Source organism: Paenibacillus sp. OT2-17, assembly GCF_009827695.1.
Lineage (GTDB): Bacteria > Bacillota > Bacilli > Paenibacillales > Paenibacillaceae > Paenibacillus > Paenibacillus polymyxa_B.
In genome coordinates, this window is sequence record NZ_WUDQ01000001.1 from 75,137 (window position 1) to 93,430 (window position 18,294).

Annotated in this window: 23 protein-coding genes and 1 pseudogene; 13 read left to right on the top strand and 11 right to left on the bottom strand. The window is 44.8% G+C overall.

Annotated features, from left to right (window positions below; genetic code table 11):
- Window positions 1–2: 2 nt before the first annotated feature.
- The gene (locus tag GRP75_RS00315; RefSeq protein WP_103744503.1) at window positions 3–353 is read right to left on the bottom strand and encodes a winged helix-turn-helix transcriptional regulator; all 351 of its coding nucleotides are present in this window, start codon (window positions 351–353) and stop codon (window positions 3–5) included.
- 163 nt (window positions 354–516) lie between these two features.
- On the opposite strand from GRP75_RS00315, the gene GRP75_RS00320 reads away from it, so the two are divergent.
- Both GRP75_RS00320 and GRP75_RS00325 read left to right on the top strand, forming a co-directional pair.
- Window positions 517–1,068 carry an NAD(P)H-dependent oxidoreductase gene (locus GRP75_RS00320; RefSeq protein WP_103744504.1) on the top strand — a complete coding sequence of 184 codons (552 nt, stop codon included), beginning with the start codon at window positions 517–519 and terminating at the stop codon, window positions 1,066–1,068.
- 32 nt (window positions 1,069–1,100) lie between these two features.
- Complete coding sequence (locus GRP75_RS00325) at window positions 1,101–1,811, top strand: SDR family oxidoreductase (protein WP_053326432.1); 711 nt, start codon at window positions 1,101–1,103, stop codon at window positions 1,809–1,811.
- A gap of 113 nt (window positions 1,812–1,924) precedes the next feature.
- Here the strand turns inward: GRP75_RS00325 and GRP75_RS00330 are convergent, their stop codons facing one another.
- Complete coding sequence (locus GRP75_RS00330; protein ID WP_023991010.1) at window positions 1,925–2,653, bottom strand: YheC/YheD family protein; 729 nt, start codon at window positions 2,651–2,653, stop codon at window positions 1,925–1,927.
- A 281-nt stretch (window positions 2,654–2,934) separates the two neighbouring features.
- Between GRP75_RS00330 and GRP75_RS00335 the strand changes: the two genes are divergently transcribed.
- The 4 genes from GRP75_RS00335 to GRP75_RS00350 all read left to right on the top strand — a co-directional run bounded on the left by GRP75_RS00335 (window position 2,935) and on the right by GRP75_RS00350 (window position 5,536).
- Complete coding sequence (locus GRP75_RS00335) at window positions 2,935–3,480, top strand: glutathione peroxidase (RefSeq protein WP_028540895.1); 546 nt, start codon at window positions 2,935–2,937, stop codon at window positions 3,478–3,480.
- A 132-nt stretch (window positions 3,481–3,612) separates the two neighbouring features.
- The gene (locus tag GRP75_RS00340; RefSeq protein ID WP_160788316.1) at window positions 3,613–4,191 is read left to right on the top strand and encodes a TetR/AcrR family transcriptional regulator; all 579 of its coding nucleotides are present in this window, start codon (window positions 3,613–3,615) and stop codon (window positions 4,189–4,191) included.
- Window positions 4,192–4,222: 31 nt separating this feature from the next.
- Entirely contained in the window at window positions 4,223–4,963 is a 741-nt protein-coding gene (locus GRP75_RS00345; RefSeq protein WP_023991013.1) for an SDR family oxidoreductase, read from the top strand.
- A gap of 36 nt (window positions 4,964–4,999) precedes the next feature.
- Window positions 5,000–5,536 (top strand): Crp/Fnr family transcriptional regulator, encoded by a 537-nt coding sequence (locus tag GRP75_RS00350; RefSeq protein ID WP_071643971.1) that lies wholly within the window; start codon window positions 5,000–5,002, stop codon window positions 5,534–5,536.
- On the opposite strand, the gene GRP75_RS00355 is transcribed toward GRP75_RS00350, so the two are convergent.
- The 9 genes from GRP75_RS00355 to GRP75_RS00395 all read right to left on the bottom strand — a co-directional run bounded on the left by GRP75_RS00355 (window position 5,469) and on the right by GRP75_RS00395 (window position 13,316).
- Entirely contained in the window at window positions 5,469–5,990 is a 522-nt protein-coding gene (locus GRP75_RS00355) for a DinB family protein (protein ID WP_160788317.1), read from the bottom strand. The two genes, GRP75_RS00350 and GRP75_RS00355, sit on opposite strands and share 68 nt — an antisense overlap.
- A 67-nt stretch (window positions 5,991–6,057) precedes the next feature.
- Window positions 6,058–7,002, bottom strand: a complete 945-nt coding sequence (locus tag GRP75_RS00360; RefSeq protein ID WP_028540897.1) for a helix-turn-helix transcriptional regulator — start codon at window positions 7,000–7,002, stop codon at window positions 6,058–6,060.
- A 109-nt stretch (window positions 7,003–7,111) separates the two neighbouring features.
- Window positions 7,112–7,468 carry a nucleotide excision repair endonuclease gene (locus GRP75_RS00365; protein WP_023991017.1) on the bottom strand — a complete coding sequence of 119 codons (357 nt, stop codon included), beginning with the start codon at window positions 7,466–7,468 and terminating at the stop codon, window positions 7,112–7,114.
- A gap of 157 nt (window positions 7,469–7,625) precedes the next feature.
- Window positions 7,626–8,366, bottom strand: coding sequence for a YheC/YheD family protein (locus GRP75_RS00370; protein ID WP_160788318.1), 741 nt, complete (start codon window positions 8,364–8,366; stop codon window positions 7,626–7,628).
- 16 nt (window positions 8,367–8,382) lie between these two features.
- Complete coding sequence (locus GRP75_RS00375) at window positions 8,383–9,495, bottom strand: 2-aminoethylphosphonate aminotransferase (RefSeq protein ID WP_160788319.1); 1,113 nt, start codon at window positions 9,493–9,495, stop codon at window positions 8,383–8,385.
- Window positions 9,492–10,652, bottom strand: coding sequence for a phosphonopyruvate decarboxylase (aepY, locus tag GRP75_RS00380; RefSeq protein WP_160788320.1), 1,161 nt, complete (start codon window positions 10,650–10,652; stop codon window positions 9,492–9,494). Before aepY ends, GRP75_RS00375 begins: the two co-directional genes overlap by 4 nt.
- A complete protein-coding gene (gene aepX / locus GRP75_RS00385; protein ID WP_160788321.1) occupies window positions 10,652–11,551 on the bottom strand; it encodes a phosphoenolpyruvate mutase in 900 nt (299 codons plus the stop codon). The genes aepY and aepX overlap by 1 nt, the downstream gene beginning before the upstream one ends.
- Window positions 11,552–11,593: 42 nt before the next feature.
- The gene (locus GRP75_RS00390) at window positions 11,594–12,322 is read right to left on the bottom strand and encodes a YheC/YheD family protein (RefSeq protein WP_160788322.1); all 729 of its coding nucleotides are present in this window, start codon (window positions 12,320–12,322) and stop codon (window positions 11,594–11,596) included.
- 325 nt (window positions 12,323–12,647) lie between these two features.
- Window positions 12,648–13,316 (bottom strand): hypothetical protein, encoded by a 669-nt coding sequence (locus GRP75_RS00395; RefSeq protein WP_028540903.1) that lies wholly within the window; start codon window positions 13,314–13,316, stop codon window positions 12,648–12,650.
- A gap of 266 nt (window positions 13,317–13,582) precedes the next feature.
- Here GRP75_RS00395 and GRP75_RS00400 point away from each other — a divergent pair, with 266 nt between their 5' ends.
- The 7 genes and pseudogenes from GRP75_RS00400 (at window position 13,583) to GRP75_RS00430 (ending at window position 18,244) form a co-directional block, all read left to right on the top strand.
- Window positions 13,583–14,206: an acetate uptake transporter gene (locus GRP75_RS00400; RefSeq protein ID WP_053326442.1), complete on the top strand. Its 624-nt coding sequence runs from the start codon at window positions 13,583–13,585 to the stop codon at window positions 14,204–14,206.
- Window positions 14,207–14,382: 176 nt separating this feature from the next.
- Window positions 14,383–15,802: pseudogene (locus GRP75_RS00405) on the top strand (FAD-dependent oxidoreductase).
- A gap of 98 nt (window positions 15,803–15,900) precedes the next feature.
- Window positions 15,901–16,152, top strand: coding sequence for a spore gernimation protein GerQ (locus GRP75_RS00410; protein WP_160788323.1), 252 nt, complete (start codon window positions 15,901–15,903; stop codon window positions 16,150–16,152).
- 40 nt (window positions 16,153–16,192) lie between these two features.
- Entirely contained in the window at window positions 16,193–16,573 is a 381-nt protein-coding gene (locus tag GRP75_RS00415; RefSeq protein WP_160788400.1) for a spore coat protein, read from the top strand.
- Window positions 16,570–17,706, top strand: a complete 1,137-nt coding sequence (locus GRP75_RS00420; RefSeq protein WP_160788324.1) for a zinc-dependent alcohol dehydrogenase — start codon at window positions 16,570–16,572, stop codon at window positions 17,704–17,706. Before GRP75_RS00415 ends, GRP75_RS00420 begins: the two co-directional genes overlap by 4 nt.
- A 32-nt stretch (window positions 17,707–17,738) precedes the next feature.
- Window positions 17,739–17,948: a hypothetical protein gene (locus GRP75_RS00425; RefSeq protein WP_160788325.1), complete on the top strand. Its 210-nt coding sequence runs from the start codon at window positions 17,739–17,741 to the stop codon at window positions 17,946–17,948.
- Window positions 17,945–18,244 (top strand): spore coat protein, encoded by a 300-nt coding sequence (locus tag GRP75_RS00430; RefSeq protein WP_025719163.1) that lies wholly within the window; start codon window positions 17,945–17,947, stop codon window positions 18,242–18,244. Before GRP75_RS00425 ends, GRP75_RS00430 begins: the two co-directional genes overlap by 4 nt.
- Window positions 18,245–18,294: the final 50 nt, after the last annotated feature.

An 18,294-nucleotide genomic window follows, 5' to 3' on the forward strand; every position in this document is an offset into this window, starting at 1 on the left:
CCTCAATGATCTGCTTTTAAATCTAAGCCAAATCTCTTCAGCTCAATAAAAACACCTTCCAGTCGCTTCCCTTTTTCCGTTAACGAATATTCAACACGCGGGGGAACCTCGGCATATACCTTTCTTTCTAACAGGCCGTTATCTTCAAGTTCCTTCAGGCGTAGGGAAAGCGTTTTGGGGCTAATCCCCTTCATGGATTTTTGAAGTTGGCTGAATCTCAGTGTTCCTTCGATAAGAAGGTCGCGGATGATTAAAAAAGTCCATTTCGTTCCGATCAAATCAAGTGTTTGGGCAATAGGACACGGCTTGCCTGGTACTCCTTTGGTCAATTCAATAGGTTCTTGGGCGTGCATAGGAACTCCTCCAAAAAAAATATCTGTTAAACCCAATGGTATCACAATAGTTCCTTTTAAGAAACTATATGAATTAAATATCACTACTTCCCTATATGAACTTACTACATATACAATATCGCTGTAGCAAGTCATGTTTTCTCTAATACGAGGAGGTGAAGAGATGAAAAATATACTAATCATTAACGGTCATCAAAAATATGATTCGTCTGAAGGGAAATTGAACCAAACATTGATGGACAATATGGTGCGTCTCTTAAGTGAAGAGAACAAAATCAAAACAACGTCTGTTCAAAATGGCTATACCCTCAGCGAAGAACAAGAAAAATTTTTATGGGCGGATGTAGTCATTTACCAAACCCCTATCTATTGGTTCAGCGTTCCTGGATTATTAAAGACTTATATGGATGAAGTCTATGCTTACGGTGTATTCTTCACGGGTGCTCATGAATATGGTAGCGGAGGTTTATTAACCGACAAGAAATATATGTTCTCCACGACTTGGAACGCTCCAGAAAAAGCTTTTAATGATCCAAATCAATTTTTTAATGGCGCTAGTCTAGAAGCCGCACTCAGGCATTTGCATTCTGCACATACATTTCTCGGCATGGAGCCTTTGAAAAGCTTTGCGTGCTACGATGTTATTAAAAATCCAAATATACCTAAATTTATTACTGATCTTGATATACATCTACAAGCCGTATTACATGATTAACAAATCCAGAGGAACACTAGGAGGGAATCCATTTGCAAAACCAAAAGATTGTCATTATTGGTGGAAGCTCAGGTATTGGTTTAGAAACAGCTAAGCAAGTCATTTCGCTTGGAGCGGAAGTGGTAATCGCCAGCCGCTCGGAGGATAAATTGCACAAGGCCAAAGAAATGCTGGGCCCTCGTGCTGCAATATATGTGCTGGACACGTCAGATGAGCAGCAGGTAAAATCCTTCTTCGGAAAAGTCGGCCCCTATGATCATCTTATCGTTAGCGCGGCAGAAACATCAGGTGGGTCATTCCTTCAGTTGGAGACGGATCAAGCCCGCAAGCTATTCGAAAACAAATTTTGGGGCCAGTATTATGCAGCTAAATACGGTGCTTCCCAACTTTCAACCGAGGGTTCCATTACCTTATTTTCAGGAGTGGTGGCATACAAACCGATGATTGGCTCCTCTGCGCTCGGTGCTGTGAATGCAGCGGTTTCGAATCTTGGTCAAACCTTGGCGTTAGAGCTTGCTCCCATCCGCGTGAATGTCGTCTCACCCGGCATTATTGATACACCTTCACGCAGCAAAATGCCTGAAAATACGCGCAATCAATTCTATGATACGATCGCGCATAAGCTTCCTGTGAAGCGAGTTGGACTTGCCGAGGATGTTGCACGAGGTGTAATTTATTTGATTCAAAATCAGTTTGTGACTGGAACAGTCCTTCATGTGGATGGCGGACACATTTTAACATAAAAGCTTCGTCTTAAATCCGTCAGTCATTTAACAAAAAAACGGAGAACGCTCCCGCATCTTTGCTTGGGCGTTCTCCTCTTTTCTTATCAATGAATGATTTCACAAACTTTATCCTAGTGATGAATACGACGTTTGTTTCTCAAAATGTTGCGAATCATCTTGTGATTGGGGAGCTGCCTGAACAACATATGTCCGGGATGCGGATTGGCCTCGATAATCCAGATTTGACCGCTCTTTTCAATAGCAAGATCGATGCCCAGCTCGCGAACCGGATGATTTGTATCTATCGTGTCGGCAATGATTCTAGAAAGCTCGGTGATCTGGTCCAGAATCTCTTTCATTTTTGTTCTGTCATTTTTAAAGACCCTTAAAAGCACTTTGGACAACGGCGCCGCATGTCCTCCCTTCCGATAGTTGGTAACGACTTTTCGAGGTGCAGCGACACGGCCGGTTATTCCTGAAATGACCCATTCCGATTCCGGCTTCTGCATATACACTCTGGCATCAAAAATGGAACCTTTGTACTTGGCTAACTTAAGTCCTTGCTGTACCAAATAACGGCGATGAGGTCTCCGATAGGTTCTAACTGCTCTTCTTACGGCGTGGGATCTAACGACTCTGCGACTGGAGCCACAACGAATCTCATATTTCCTCCCCAGCTTTTTCGCACGTATGATGCCAGTTCCTCCACTCCCATAATTAGGCTTGATGAAGACTGTGCGATAGGTATCCAGCATCCGTAAAGTCCTTGCATTACTGATCCAGCGGGTTTCGGGCAAGTGAGAACGTAAAATGGGATGTTGTCGCATTTCCTTGTATTGAATCATCTTTCCAATGGGCACGAATATCCCTCGATTCTGTTGGGTTTTTGCACACATTACATGAATATGCAACTATATTCTATCTTGGTAACGGCGAATGCCACAGTTTGCTATGAAAGAGGCAAATCTCCTACTTTCTTTAAGGCGAGTCTTCTTTGATTTCAAGAGAGAAATGAACAATGTGTTCTTTGCATGATGAAGTTATTGCAAATACCTATAAAGTTGATTCCAATAATATATTAGACCAATAATAATTCTGGATATATGATGTATTAAAAAATAACGTGAGGAGGAACGTTAATATGTCTATTTATGATTTTCAGGCAACCTCAATTAACGGGAAACCGATTGAATTCTCAGACTACAGAGGAAAGGTTCTCCTCATTGTAAACACAGCCAGCAAGTGTAGCTTCTCCAGTCAATTCGCTGATCTGCAGAGGCTCTACGAAAGACGGAGGGAACAAGGTTTTGAAATCCTTGCGTTTCCTTGTAACCAATTCAATGAAAAAGAGCCGGGTAGCCATTCGGAGGTTCAGGGAATCTGTCAAATGAACCATGGAGTAACCTTCCCGCTATTTGAGAAGACGGATGTAAGAGGCTTATCTCCTCATCCTTTATTTCAATATCTGACCCAACAGGCACCGTTTCAAGGCTTCGATACCCAGACCAAAGACGGTCAGTGGATGGAGGATTTCCTGCGGGATAAGTATCCAGAAATATACGCTGGCGACGGTATCAAGTGGAACTTTTCTAAATTCTTGGTCGATCGCGATGGTCATGTAAAAGGAAGGTTTGAAGTAACAACCGAGCCCTGTGCCATTGATCCTGTCATCGAATCGCTATTGTAATTTTTCCGTTCACTTCTTTGGATCCTTTAAAAAAAGAGTATCAAATGACAAAAATGAATATTTGTCATTTGATACTCTTTGTGTTATCCTGACTTCAAGGAGGTGACTCACACGGCACTTGACCGTGTCCCTATGGAAAAATCCTCAGATGTGCTAACCAAGGAACAGATTCTCATCGCTACAGAAGACACCCTTAGACGTTTTGGTGTAGCCAAAACTTCCGTGACCGATGTTGCCAAAGTACTGGGAGTAAGTCATGGCACCATTTACCGACACTTTAAAAGTAAGGCCGAGCTTCTTGAAGGCGTGACCGAAAAATGGCTGAATGAAAAGATTATTGGCCCGTTAACGGAGGTCTGTCAGAATTCATCTATACTGGGAACGCCACATTTAAAACGATATATACAGACCTTAGTCGAACTTAAGCAGCATTATGCCCGCGACGACGAGGAAATGTTTGAGATGTATACGAGGGTCACCGAGCAAGCCGCTGATTTAATCGACCTGCATATCACACACATTGTGGATCAGCTCGCTGATATCATTGCACGCGGGGACATCACATCGGATCAGCCAGCCCAACTGGCGCGTACCCTTTTCTATGCCACAGCCCGTTTTCATCATCCCGCTCATGCTTACGAATGGAAGAGTCCCGTGATTAATCAGGAGTTTTCGGATGTGTGGATGCTTTTAGAAAAAGGAATCACTTAAAATAGATAAAGGAAAGAAGGACAAAACACATATGAAGCATTTGGACGGAAAAACAGCAATTATCACCGGGTCCTCCAGAGGGATTGGACGTGCCATTGCCGAGCAACTGGCTGATCTGGGCGCTAATGTAGTCATCAATTATGCTAGCAGTCCGGACAAAGCCCAAGAAGTCGTGAAGAGCATTCTTCAAAAAGGCGGCAAAGCCATAGCACTTCACGCTGATCTGGGCAAAATGAGTGATATTGAAGCATTATTTACAAATACGATTGCTGAATTCGGTAAAGTGGATATTCTGGTTAACAACGCTGGGCTGATGATCACCCAACCTCTGGCTGAGGTGACCGAAGCTGATTTTGACAAACAATTCGCACTCAATGTAAAAGGCACTTTCTTTGCATGTCAGCAAGCCATGAAATATATGGAGAACTACGGAAGAATCGTGAACCTGTCTACATCCGTGATCGGACAAATGTTCCCGGCCTATAGCGTATATGCAGGTACCAAGGGCGCAGTGGAGCAATTTACCCGTCAGCTAGCCAAAGAGTTCGGAAGCAAGCAAATTACGATCAACGCTGTGGCTCCCGGTCCTGTGAACACCGAGCTTTTCCAAGCAGGAAAAACCGAGCAGCAAATCGAAGGCATGAAAAAAATGAATGCTATGGGGCGGCTCGGCGAACCGGAAGATATCGCTGATGTGATTGAGTTCCTGGTCAGCGCCAAATCACAGTGGGTTACCGGGCAGACGATCCGCGTCAATGGCGGGTTCATCTAAAAGCTGGAATACATGGAATGGAGGCTGTTTACGTTCATGATATTACACAAAGGCGAGACCTTATTTCGACAAGGAGAATCCGGCCCTTTATATCACTTAAAGAGCGGCTTGTTAAAAATTGTCCGAGTCCATGAAGACGGCTCGCAAATTTTAGTTAATGTGATTGTGCCCGATGAAATCATCCCGCACCACTCCCTGATCAGCCCCAATCCTTATTATGGTACAGCGGTGGCGTTGGTAACCTCTGAGGTCGAGGTTCTGTCGCAAAAAGAATGGTATCAGGCGCTGGAGCAAGATCCGGCTCAATGTCGGGCTATCGCTTTGCAGCTACAGGACAAGTTACGCATGATGCAGCAACGAATTGACCAGCTCACCGAGGTGTCACCTGCCGAGAAGCTTCGGAAGCTCCAACGCTGGTTCCACTCCTACATCGCACCCGCCACGTTAACGGACGTGCTGACGCAGGAGGAAATCGGCCAGTTTATTGGGCTGCGTCGGGAGACGATTAATCGGCTATTGCGTGCTTCAAGCGCTCCTTCTGCAAAAGATGATGACGATAATGCATCTCGATGAGCGAAAACCACTCTCCAGCATTCAGCGCGCCGAATCTGGGATGAGAGACGGTAGACGGCCCTGTTGATTTCCCAACGGTCGGCTCAATCTCTCTCATCTTGCGGATCACGACGTTTAATCCCTCCACAATTTCTCCTTTGCTAGTGGGTTGTTGGGGAGTGTACTGAGGGGATGGTGGAACTTGGACACGCATTGGCGGAAAGCTCCCCAGATTAAAAATGGCCGTGCCTGCCTCCGTTTTAACTCCTGTCTCCCCATTAGGCTGTAGACAAAGATCAATGTTCTTAAGATGCATATACAGTGCAGAGTTCACCAAATGAAGATACATTTGTCCAAGCGACCATTGACCCTCCTGAGGTGTGTATTGCAGTTCCTCCAAGCTAAAGCTGTCCAATTCAAGAAGATAGTGTTGTGCCGTTTCTTCGAAACGCTGCAATGTTTCAGTTGTATTCATATATTAATAATTGCCCCTCTCTATCAAAGTAGCTTTACTATACAAAAATGCTACTGACAGCATTATGTCAGTAGCATTTCAACATTTTTTCCACTTCCACACGTATCCGCTCCCTGAGCGACTCAGGCTCCAGCACAACCATATCCGCGCCCCATCCAAGTATCCATTGCAGTAGTTCCTCTGGCTGTCTGACGCGGAAGAGTACATGCAGTCCATCTGCACGCTCCTCTATGGCCTCCATATAAAAGTTGTTCGCTTCCTTCACCTTATCTGCGATATCTGAACGTGCTAATATGCGAACAGTTACATGACGGTCATCGGTTTGCTTGTAATCCTGCAAATGAAAATCGACAGGCAACTGAAACCTGTCCTCCAGCACGATAAGCTTGTCCATACGTGACAGACGGAAATGGCGAAGCTGCTGTCGCAATTCGCATTGCCCAATTAACATCCAAGAACCACGGAGCAGTACAAGACCATAAGGAGCGACCACACGCACACTTTGACGATTCCCGTCAGCCTCTGGCATTCTCTTGGAGTAGCCAAACTGTACTTTCCGTTTTTCCAATACTGCGAGACGCAACGTTTCCAAACAGGTTTTCTCGCTATGGTTTACCCCTTCACCCACCGCGAGCAGTCTGATGGTCGTACGCACCCGGGAAACTTCCCTGCGAACGCTCTCCGGTAATATGGCTTCAATCTTCCTGCGGGAGGTTTGCGCCTTGATACCGTAGTCTGTATCAAATTTTTGTTCGACAAAATCCGTTCCGATTAGCAACGCCACAGCCTCTTCTGCGGTAAAGCTCAGGGGGGGCAGGAAGTACCCCTCCATCAAGGAATATCCAATGCCCGGTGCTCCTACAATCGGTACACCCGATTCACTTAGAGCCTGAATATCCCGATAGATGGTCCTCACACTCGTTTCGAATATGGCTGCCAAATCCTCGGCTCGTAAAATATCCTTACGCTGCAACTCTAGCAAGATCGCTAGCAAACGATCTGTTTTGTTCATACCACGGCCCCTCTCTGGAAGGATCTAAAATGCAGAAATACAAAAAAGCAATAAGGGCAGTACAGTCACTGCGACTTATTGCTCTTTTTTTCATACGGAAGTTACTTCATTATTTAAAAAACACTTTTTCGACGTTATATTTAGCCTTTTGTGAATTGATGATGTAGGTTTCATAGATTTCTCGCTCTACAGCATCTTCCACAATACAAACCTCAATAATCGCTACTTCGTTCCGCTTGTCCTTGATCGGCGATACGGTATCTTCAAAATGCTTTTTGATTCTTTGTCTCAGCTTTCTTGCTTTACCAACGAACAGCAATTCCTCCTGCGTGTTGTAGAACATAAAGATACCAGCCTTATCTCTAGGGATCAGGTGAAAGTCGGTAAATCCGTAAATATGGCTGAGCTCAGGGTTAACCTGTTTGGTAATTGTGATATCCGGAGTTGGAATTGTTATATTAATCACTATGTCACTTCCTCATTCTATATAGGTGTAAATATTATCACAAATCCCGTGGTAACACCATTTAATAATCCTTTGTCCCATGACTAAAACTCCCGACTTAGAAACTGTATGAGAAAAAGATGACTCTGTTGAATACAGAGCCACCTTTTTATTTATGTTATCCATTTTTGTAATCCGTAATGCGGTAATACATCGTTTTATCCTTCAACTTACGGAAATGGGACCTTGCCGGATAAAGATTAGCCTCAATAATCCCGATACGTCCTTTCCGGTCTATTCCAATGTCCAGTCCATATATACGATGTCCCGGAAAAAAATTACTTAATCTCTTCGCGGAACGGATGGAAACACGATTAATATGGGACTCTAGGGCACTGGCAGACAGGTGCCGAACAGAAGATTGTTTTATGCCGGATTTAAAACTGAGTAAAGTTCCCTTACTCCGTGTATTGTTGGAAACAATATAACCTTTGCCTGCAACTTTGATAACCTTCCCTGTGACTACCCATACAGGTGAGCCGGTTCTCCGTTGAATGATGACTCTCATATCAAAAGGGCGTTTGTTGATGGTCGGACGGGTAATTCTGCGTTGAACCATATAACTGGCGTTCCCGATTTTTCTTCTAATATAATGATACGTATTGGTTCTACCCCTTACTAAAACTCTTTTATTCTCGTAATGTACGATGTACTTATGGTTTCCTAACCAGGAGACCTGGAAGATCCCCCGTCCACGACTCCCCCACACCGGTTTCACAATAACATGCACGTACTTGGAGAGAAGTTTCGAGAAATTATACCTATCCAGGAGCCTCGTTTCGGGGACATAAGACCTCAGAGACGCATACCTTCTCAATAACAAATATTTGTACCACTTATCTTTTGCTCCTGATGCCATGGGGACTCCACCTTTCTCATCCGCATTTTATGCTACTGAGATAGCCTTCAAGCAATTCCAAAAATAACTCCATTTCCTTATACGTAATATCACCTATATTGGCAATCCGGAACGTATTTAGCTTCTCTAGCTTGCCGGGATAAATCATCATGCCTTTGCTATAAAAATAATCATGCATAGATTGAAAATCATAACCTGCACAATGAGGCTCAAGAATGGAAGTAATGATTTTGGAATGATGCTCTTCGGGAATGATATAGGTTAGGCCTAACCGGGCTAACCCGTTAATTAAGGTTTTCCAGGATGTCGCGTACCTTTCGTACCTTTTATCCACCCCTTCTTGCTTTAATTCCTCAATCGCTTGTCTAAGCGCATATAAGGTTTGGACTGGGGGAGTAAACCGCATCTGCCCATGTTCCACAAAATAGTTATATTGAGCATACAAATTCAAATAATAGCTTCTTGGTTTCTGGCCTTTCAAATTCTCCAATTTGCTTTTTTCGGCGATCACAAACGAAACCCCGGCCATTCCCTGTAAGTTTTTGTTGGAGCTTGCCGCCAGGTAGGCAATGTTCATTTCCTTCAATTGAATTGGAACGGCCGCAAATGAGCTCATGGCATCCACGATCATGTCGATTTGATAGCTTTTGCACAATTCTCCGATATCCTTCACCTTGTTAAGCAGGCCAGTTGTCGTCTCATGATGTACGACGGCCAGATGGGAGACAGTGCGTTCGGAAGATTGGATAAACCTTTCTAATTCAGCCAAATCAATCGCATCATCGGGGGGACTTTTGAATTCAAAATAATCCACTCCATAAACCTTCGCTATCTCGCACATCCGTTTTCCATAGGCCCCATTGCTGACAATGATTACTGCATCGTGATTCGGGACCGAACTGATGATGGATTCCACCGCTGCAGTACCTGATCCGCCAAACAATACGGTCGCATAATCATCCGGGTCAGCAACCAACCGGGTCAGTTCTGTAGAAATGTACTCCATGATTTGACCAAACTCGGCTTCACGAGGACAAATATCCGGAACCACCTGTGAACATTTCACACTTTCTGTAGTCGTTGCCGGCCCAGGTGTTAGCAAAATGTTTTTCTTGACGACAGAACTCATGAACCGCCCACTTCCTTGCCCTTCAAAGGATCGTTATGAATAAAACGCTGCAGACGTTCTTTTACTTCGTGAGGCTTCATATGCGGACGAGCAAGCTGATCCTTAGAATCTTTGGATATTTTCAGACACAAAAACGTAAGTTCTCTATTCATTTTCCATTCTTGTAAAAAGACTTTTAGTTCCTCGAGACTGTGAACAAGAATCGACTTTGTATACCCACAGGAAGCAGCAATATCTATAAAATCAATATTATGCGATACCGTACTTTGCCCGCCTGTTGATTCATGGGCATTATTATCTAGCATGATATGAATCATATTGGCCGTATGGTAGTACCCGTTGGTTGCCAGGCTCCCCATACGCATCAACAGAGATCCGTCTCCGTCAATCACGACAATATTTTTGCTTGGTTGGCTCAGAGCTAACCCCAGTCCAAAAGAACCGATGCACCCCATAGAACCTACCATGTACAGGTTGTTATCTGCATCTTCAATTTCATATAGTTCGCGCCCAGTTTTACCAGTTGTTGCGAGCTGGACGGTATGGCTGTCTTTCATGGAGTTAATCGCACATAATGCATCATAGCGCGTAGGCATTTGATGATTCGCACGACCATGCTGCCGGATCTGATTTAAATGGATGGAGGTTTGCTGTTTTTTCAATGGCTCTTTGTCGAACGTGCCTTTTTTAACGACAAAAAAGAACGGGCGATTCCGGACGATTTGCTCATTAGCCTGGATCAATTGATTTTTTACCTCCTCTAAATCCTTGGAGAGATACTGCCATTCCACATCCATCAAATCCAGCATTTGCGTTGTAATCTGGCCCATCAGTTCATGCTGAGGCTCGTCAGGTATCCCCGGTTCTCCGCGCAGACTGACAAATCCAAGCAGAGGAATACGAAAAGGGTAAGTAAGGGAGGTCAATGGCGAAACAGCGTTGGTCAGCCCCGAATTTTGCATAAGGACTACCGATTTCTTCCCCCCTATATAAGCTCCGGATGCAATGGCGACCGCATCTCCTTCGTTAGCCGCTGCAACATAATCGCATTCGTTTATGGCATAATTGATCAAGCTTTTCAAGAAGGAGCATGGAACACCGCTGAAAAAGGTAAATCCTAATTTTTTCAGCTCTTCTCCTAACAATTTCGTGTCCATTATACGCGCTCACCCGAATCCGGTTCTGACGATGGGAGGTATTTTCGTTCCGCAGCTTGCAGCTCCTCTACCCCTTGAAGCCGGAATACTTCTTCGAGGGTTGCGACGCTCTTTTCGATATGGACAAGGCTTTCATCCCGATAAATTCGGTCAGATAATTGTTTCATGGCTCGGATGGATGCTCTCAAATTATGGTTTGCCCAAATCACAAGGCTGATCCCCATCTCCTGAAACCTGACGGTTGGGGTTGTATAGTATTTGGTAGGTACGATCACTACCGGCAATCTTCCGGCCCATTCCTTCATGAACGCTTCAATCTCTGTGACATCCGATCTTTTACTGTGTATAAATACGGCATCGGCTCCTGCCTTCCGGTACGCCTCTGCCCGCTGCAGCGCCACTTTAAGCCCTTTCCCGGCAATAAATGCCTCTACTCTGGCCACCACCGTAAAATCCGCGTCCGTTTGCGTATCTTTCATTGCTTTAATTTTCCCGGAAAACTCTTCGATATCAGCCAAGGTCTGCCCTTGACCGTTAATGAAAGAATTCATTTTGGGGAACCGCTTATCTTCGATGCATACCCCAGCAATATGACGCTGTTCCAGCTTCTTTACCAGCCGCCTTGCATTATTGAAATTGCCGTACCCCGTATCTCCGTCCAACAAAATCGGGATGGAGGTAGCGTCACTCATGAATTCCAAAACATCCAATACCTGCGTCCAGGAGGCCTCATTGTTGTCTCTGACTCCCATCGCTGCAGAGATAGATAACCCACTGGCCCAAATTCCTTTAAACCCCGCCTCCTCCACAATTTTGGCTGACAGACCATTATGAGCTTCCATGATAAACTCCAGTTTTTGAGAATTGACCAACTCTCTTAGCTGCTTTGTTTTTTTCATTGAGACTTTCTCCTTCTCCCCTAAAAATAACGTGCAAGGAATCTACTTCCAAATAATACTCTTGTTTCTCATGATCGTGTTGATCATAGTAGGATCGGGAAGCTGAGTAAATAGCATATGTCCAGGGTGTGAATTGGCCTCTATAATCCAAATATGGCCTTTTTTATCTATGGCAATATCGACCCCCAATTCGCGAACCGGATGCCGTTTATTAATCGTTTTGGCAATGCTGACGGATAGCTTAGAGATTCTATGATAGTAGGCATCTGCTTTCGTACGGTTGTGCTTAAAAAGGCTGAATAGCACTCGTTGCAAAGATACTGCATGCCCTCCTTTAAGATAATTGGTAACATATTTATGAGGTGCCGCAACACGGGCGGCCGCTCCGGAAATTACCCATTTTCTCCCTGGTTTCTGTAAATATATCCTGGTGTCAAAAATCGACCCGTGGTACTTAGCCAACCGAAGTCCTTTCTGTACCAAATACCGGTGTCTGGATTTCCGGTATGACTTAATTGCTTTTAAGACAGAACGAGATCCAACAAACTTTCGACTTGAACCGCTACGAACCTCATATCCTTTCTTCAATCTCTTGACCCGGATGATCCCGCTGCCACCACTCCCGTGATTGGGTTTTATGAAGACCGATGAATAAGTATTCAGCATCCGCGAGGTCCTTGAATCCGTAAACCAGTGGGTTTCAGGTAAATGCGAACGCAAAACGGGATGTTGCAACATTTCTTTATGCTTTTTCATTTTTCCAATAGGCACTTGTCATCCCTCTTATCTTTTTGGGTTTCTGCGCATACAGTATGCATATGCATCCAGATCCCCTTCTGCGTGGGCCGCTACCTCTGCTAGAAACCAAGATTTATGTTACAAAAAGGCATGTCCCAGCTGTTATAAATACCACCCCCCCTAGGAGACACCCTTTTGGACAGACTCGGGGTTCGGACCACAGAAAATAGGCTGTCACCAAATAATAAAAGCTCCGCAACCTCTTTCGGTAGCGGAGCTTTTATTTCCAGCAAGCGCTGGTGACACAGCCTGCTATTGTGCCAGGTGATATATGACTTTTAGCCGAATAGCTGCTTGGCTAATTATCGATCCCCCGGGACGGTTCCGCCGTTTTTCCCACCATTTTTTCCAGCACCCAGACAAGTCCCCCCACTGCAAGGCTAGCGATGACCGCCATAATCGCCGATCCGCCAGCATGCAGCAGCAGCACGGGAACCCACAGCAGCCCGAGCGAACGATGCACAGTCCGCATCCACTTGTTACGAACTTTGTTAATGAAGAAGCCATACCCGGCGATCGCCAGCAGAATGACAAATCCCGCAATCCCGGTATAGGTTTTGTTATCTTGAAGCTTGGTAATCAAAAAATAAATACCATGAACGGCAATCAGGATCAAGGTCGCCCAACCCAGCAGTTTATGCATAGAGTGTAACAATTTCCCAGTCTTTCTAACCAACATCGATGGCGATCTCAACTTCTTCTTAAACCAGAACCAAGAGAAGGTCGCAGCCCCAAGGAACACGGAGATAGTACCCGAAGTCTTGAATAATTCCCCGTTGCCTCCACCTCCTTTTTCACCGGGACGTCCGCCCATGTGCCCTGGCACATTGCTTACCTCGCCTCCCGGCGGTCGCAGGCCAGGTCCGCCCCCGGAAACCGAAGGCATGTAGTAATAGTAGATTACGAGCAGAGCTGCTACCGTAACTGCGATGATTGCCGGAATCCAAACGGTCTTTTTCGTTTTCATTAGTTATGCATCCTCTCCGGGAAAATTGCCTTGATTGTACCCGGTCAAGCTGAAAACAGGATTAAAGCTAGCTGAAAGTATTCCTTTTACCTCAGTCAGTATCGAGGGTGGTTGCAATAACGTTAATACAGGCAACCGTAACAGATAGAAAATCTATGAATTCCCTACTATGCGAGCACGCCGGTTTCCGTTACAATATGTCAGTGTGATTCTGGCATCGGCAGATTGACGCGTACTTGAATATTATTGGAGGCTTCTATTTTTTCATGCAAAATGAATCTCATTCTAACGTAAAAATCATAACGGCCGATCCGAGTGCGATCGGCCTGTTTGGCTTGGCTATTGTAACGCTTGTGGCTTCATCCCAAAAGCTTGGTCTCACCGAAGGCTTAAGCTTCATCATCCCTTGGGCTATATTTCTCGGTGCTTTTGCGCAGCTGTTTGCCTCCATTCAGGATGCAAAACATAACAATACCTTCGGCATGACGGCATTTGGTGCTTACGCCTTCTTCTGGTTAGCCGTAGCTAGTAGCTGGATGATTAAAATGGGCGTATTCGGCCCTGAGCTGGCGTCTGCTGTAGACGGCAAGCAGCTCGGCTTTGCCTTTGCGGGCTATCTCATCTTTACGCTCTTTATGACCATTGGAGCGATGGAGACGCATAAGGTTCTATTCTTTATTTTTGTGTTGATTGATTTTCTGTTCCTCGGTCTTAGCTTCGATGCATTCGGCGTTGCACCAGAGATATTCCATACCATCGCCGCTTATGCTGAAATGGGCATTGGTCTACTCTCACTGTACGGTACAGGAGCTGCCGTTCTAAATGCTCATTTTGGCCGTACATTCCTGCCCGTTGGACGTCCTTTCGGCATTTTCAAGCCACGTCCTTAACTGTATATGTAAACCCACAAAGCCGCCTTTCGCGCCGATCCGCGTAAAGGACGGCTTTATTCCTTTTCCATCACTCCCTCCGTATCAAAAAATACTAAAGAGAGTCGTTTAGTGAATATAAAAGCCCACAATGATAACAATATACATAAATTGCAATCAAAGGGATATTTTAAAAAATGACACAAGACGAATCTCGTACCACATTTCCGCAATTTCCCGAATCGTATTGGTTAGCTTCAACAACTGACATCCCCAATTTCCCCAAACTTAGTGAAGATATTCAGGTGGATGTTGCCATTGTAGGTGCGGGGATTACTGGCATTACCACTGCTTATTTACTTTCTAAAAAAGGACTAAACGTTGCAGTCGTCGACACAGGGCGGATACTTCATGGGACAACGGGCCATACTACCGCCAAAATTACCGCACAGCATGATTTGATCTACAGCGAGTCTCTTTCACATTTTGGCAAGGAAAAAACCCGGCTTTATTACGAAGCGAACCACAACGCTCTTCAATTTATCAAGCAAACGGTAGAAGAGTTTAATATCAATTGTCAATTTACAGAAGAAGATGCCTACGTTTATACATGTGCAGATACGTATGTGGAAAAAATATCTGCTGAATATAAAGCCTAGAGGAACTTGGCATCCCGGGAAGTTATATCGAACAAACGCCTCTGCCGTTTTCAACTAAAGCAGCTATTAAGATGAAAAACCAAGCCCAGTTTAATCCGGTACCTTTCTTAAGATATTTGGCAAACCAAGTCATCCGTCAGGGCGAGAAAATTTATGAACAAACCACCGTTGTAGGTGTGGAAAAAGGAAACCCCGCAATCATGTCGTATCCTCCTCGCATTTTCCATTCAATGATCCAAACGGTCTTTATTTTGCGCGATTGCATGCCGAACGGTCTTATGTACTAGCAGTCAAAACCGATAAAATCTATCCGGGTGGTATGTACCTAAGTGCGGAAACCCCGAAACGTTCGCTTCGCTCCGTAATGGTTAACGGAGAACCGATGGTTATCGTCGGTGGGGAAGGCCATAAAACGGGACAAGGAATCTGTACTTTCCAGTACTATGAAGCTTTACAAAAGTTCGCAGAGCAAACATTTGGATTAAAGGAGATCGTTTATCGCTGGTCGGCTCAAGACTTGTATACGCTAGACAAACTCCCTTATATTGGGCAGGAACTATCTAACACTTCTAACATCCTCGTTGCTACGGGGTATAGAAAATGGGGGATGACCACAAGTGTAGCGGCAGCTTTATTAAATACGAAGCTGATTACCAGAGAGGAAAGCCCGTATCAGGATCTTTTCTCCCCTTCAAGATTTCATATGGACCCTGACATTAAAACATTTGTGACTCAAAATGCGAATGTGGCTAAACATTTGATTGCTGGGAAATTGGGGATCAACTACAAAAAAGCCGAAGAACTGCAGCACGACGAAGGGGCGGTCATTCGGGTAAACGGCAAAAGAGCGGGCGCATGCCCTTGTCATGGCTCACGCTTTTCATATCAAGGCGAAGTCATTGAAGGACCGGCCAAAAAATCGCTTGGCAAGATTGAAGTCGGCAAGAGCCCTACATGAAGAGCTACACCCCGATAACCTAACCTTTTCGTAGCTCTGAATAAACATAGTTACGCTGGACAACATACCTTTGAGAATCATAAAAGAAAGGTGATCCTATGATAAGCCAACAGCCTACATTAGCGGCGCATGAGTCCCTAGAGATCCACGAAGCGCTTAATTTTAAAACGTTATGCTTAGCCAAGTCCAAATTAATGCAGGGCTTAGTATTCGATCAAGAGCTAAAGGATTTAATGGAAAAAGATGTTCAGCAATCTATACAAGCTATTGCCGATTTGCAAGCATTGTATGTTAAAGCACCGTTTCAGGCACCTGTTCCAGAATTCCGACCAACACCAATTTTAAATTGAGGTGAATGATGTGACATTAAATCAGACCCAGTCCGCAAGAATGGATTATGTGGATCCAAAAAACTCATTAAATATGCCGGAAATGGCAGACATGACCTTAGCGATGGACTTTCTGATTCGCGTCAAGGAAGGGGTTCGAAATACAGCCATAGCCTTGACGGAAACCGTCTCCCCAGATGCTAGAACTCTGTTGCGCAATCAATTGCATCAAGGCATCGCGTTTCATCAGGAAATCACTGATCTTATGGTACGAAAAAAATGGTTTCATCCCTATGATCTGCAAAAGCAGTATCAATTGGATCAACTATCAGCCAACAAGACGGTGGACATCAGTAAAATGAAACTGTTCCCAGACGATACCACCCGCAAGGGTATGTTTGATCGCACGCCGGACGAACATATGGGAGGAAACCAGGCATGAAAGCAGTGACCTACCAAGGTATCAAAAACGTTGTGGTTAAAGATGTTCCGGACCCGAGTATTCAAAAAGCCGATGATGCGATTATCAGACTGACAACAACCGCTATTTGTGGTTCAGATCTGCATCTCATTCATGGAATGATTCCGAATCTACAAGAGGATTATGTAATTGGGCATGAGCCGATGGGGGTTGTAGAAGAAGTCGGCAGCGGCGTAACCAACTTGAAAAAGGGAGACCGCGTGATCATTCCGTTCAACATAGCGTGCGGTGAATGCTTTTATTGTAAAAACCAATTGGAAAGTCAATGTGATCATTCTAATGAGCATGGAGATATGGGCGGTTTTTTCGGCTATTCAGGAACAACTGGTGGATATCCGGGTGGACAAGCTGAATATTTACGTGTGCCTTTTGCCAACTTCACTCACTTCAAAATTCCGGAGAGTTGTGAACATCCTGACGAGAAGCTTTGCCTGATTGCTGATGCCATGACTACTGCATTTTGGAGCGTCGATAATGCCGGAGTGAAGAAGGGAGATACTGTCATTGTTATTGGCTGTGGGCCGGTAGGTCTGTTAGCGCAAAAGTTCGCCTGGTTCAAAGGGGCAAAACGAGTCATTGCGGCAGACTATCTGGATTATCGTCTGCAACACGCGAAGCGCACCAATCACGTGGAGATCGTTAATGTGGAATCGCAAGAAAACGTTGGCAACTACCTGAAGGAGATGACCAAAGGAGGCGCGGACGTAGTTATTGATTGCTCCGGCATGAGTGGTAAAATGTCTCCGCTGGAATCCTTGGCTTCTGGTCTCAAACTTCACGGTGGAGCTTTAGGAGGGTTGGTCATAGCCACACAGGCTGTCCGCAAAGGCGGGACCATTCAAGTTACAGGTGTATACGGCGGACGATATAACGGTTTTCCTTTGGGAGACATTTTTCAGCGAAATGTTAATTTACGTACGGGACAGGCTCCCGTTATTCACTATATGCCATATATGTATGAGCTGATTGATACGGGAAAGGTGGACCCAGGAGACGTTGTTACACACGTCATTCCGTTAAGCGACGCCAAACGTGGATATGAAATTTTCGATACCAGACAAGACAATTGCATCAAAGTTGTGCTTAAACCTTAACTATATATTGGAGTATTGGAGGTAAACGTCATATGGTGTATGGCCTGCACGAAACCCTTGAAGTCCATGAACTGTCAGCGTTCAAAACAGTATGTCTTACCAATTCCAAAACAATGCAAGCATTGATCTCTGATCCGACTCTCAAAGCTATATTACAGCAGGATGTTGACTTATCGACCCGCCAATTACAAGAACTCGGCACCCTCTTAGATCAAGCCATTTCACAGGAGGTTAAGCCATGAATACACTGTTGGAGCATTTGACCGGACTGCATACCTTAACGGACCAAGTCATTGCAGCCGATTTTCTGAACGCGGCCAAAAGCGGTGTGAGAAATTACGCTATGGCCGTAACAGAAGCGGGAACTCCAGAAATTAAGGCAATTCTTACAAAGCAACTGGATGAAGCTATTGATACGCATGAACAAATTTCCACATACATGATTGAACGCGGCTGGTATCACCCTTGGAACGTAAAAGAGCAGCTTTCGATGGATCTGCAAAATATCAATACTGCATTGCAAGCTCCCGTTTTGTAAAGAGATAAAGTACGTTCTTGCTTATCTATGAAACCCGCAAAGTCTTCTTT

Bases quoted from the DNA above. Each gene is read 5' to 3' on its own strand.
- GRP75_RS00360 (WP_028540897.1), bottom strand. From the start codon at position 7,002: ATGAACAAAACAGATCGTTTGCTAGCGATCTTGCTAGAGTTGCAGCGT.
- GRP75_RS00420 (WP_160788324.1), top strand. From the start codon at position 16,570: ATGAAAGCAGTGACCTACCAAGGTATCAAAAACGTTGTGGTTAAAGAT.
- GRP75_RS00400 (WP_053326442.1), top strand. From the start codon at position 13,583: ATGCAAAATGAATCTCATTCTAACGTAAAAATCATAACGGCCGATCCG.
- GRP75_RS00320 (WP_103744504.1), top strand. From the start codon at position 517: ATGAAAAATATACTAATCATTAACGGTCATCAAAAATATGATTCGTCT.
- GRP75_RS00345 (WP_023991013.1), top strand. From the start codon at position 4,223: ATGAAGCATTTGGACGGAAAAACAGCAATTATCACCGGGTCCTCCAGA.
- GRP75_RS00370 (WP_160788318.1), bottom strand. From the start codon at position 8,366: ATGGCATCAGGAGCAAAAGATAAGTGGTACAAATATTTGTTATTGAGA.
- GRP75_RS00375 (WP_160788319.1), bottom strand. From the start codon at position 9,495: ATGAGTTCTGTCGTCAAGAAAAACATTTTGCTAACACCTGGGCCGGCA.
- GRP75_RS00425 (WP_160788325.1), top strand. From the start codon at position 17,739: ATGGTGTATGGCCTGCACGAAACCCTTGAAGTCCATGAACTGTCAGCG.
- GRP75_RS00410 (WP_160788323.1), top strand. From the start codon at position 15,901: ATGATAAGCCAACAGCCTACATTAGCGGCGCATGAGTCCCTAGAGATC.
- aepX (WP_160788321.1), bottom strand. From the start codon at position 11,551: ATGAAAAAAACAAAGCAGCTAAGAGAGTTGGTCAATTCTCAAAAACTG.
- GRP75_RS00315 (WP_103744503.1), bottom strand. From the start codon at position 353: ATGCACGCCCAAGAACCTATTGAATTGACCAAAGGAGTACCAGGCAAG.
- GRP75_RS00430 (WP_025719163.1), top strand. From the start codon at position 17,945: ATGAATACACTGTTGGAGCATTTGACCGGACTGCATACCTTAACGGAC.
- GRP75_RS00335 (WP_028540895.1), top strand. From the start codon at position 2,935: ATGTCTATTTATGATTTTCAGGCAACCTCAATTAACGGGAAACCGATT.
- aepY (WP_160788320.1), bottom strand. From the start codon at position 10,652: ATGGACACGAAATTGTTAGGAGAAGAGCTGAAAAAATTAGGATTTACC.
- GRP75_RS00395 (WP_028540903.1), bottom strand. From the start codon at position 13,316: ATGAAAACGAAAAAGACCGTTTGGATTCCGGCAATCATCGCAGTTACG.
- GRP75_RS00355 (WP_160788317.1), bottom strand. From the start codon at position 5,990: ATGAATACAACTGAAACATTGCAGCGTTTCGAAGAAACGGCACAACAC.
- GRP75_RS00340 (WP_160788316.1), top strand. From the start codon at position 3,613: ATGGAAAAATCCTCAGATGTGCTAACCAAGGAACAGATTCTCATCGCT.
- GRP75_RS00350 (WP_071643971.1), top strand. From the start codon at position 5,000: ATGATATTACACAAAGGCGAGACCTTATTTCGACAAGGAGAATCCGGC.
- GRP75_RS00415 (WP_160788400.1), top strand. From the start codon at position 16,193: ATGGATTATGTGGATCCAAAAAACTCATTAAATATGCCGGAAATGGCA.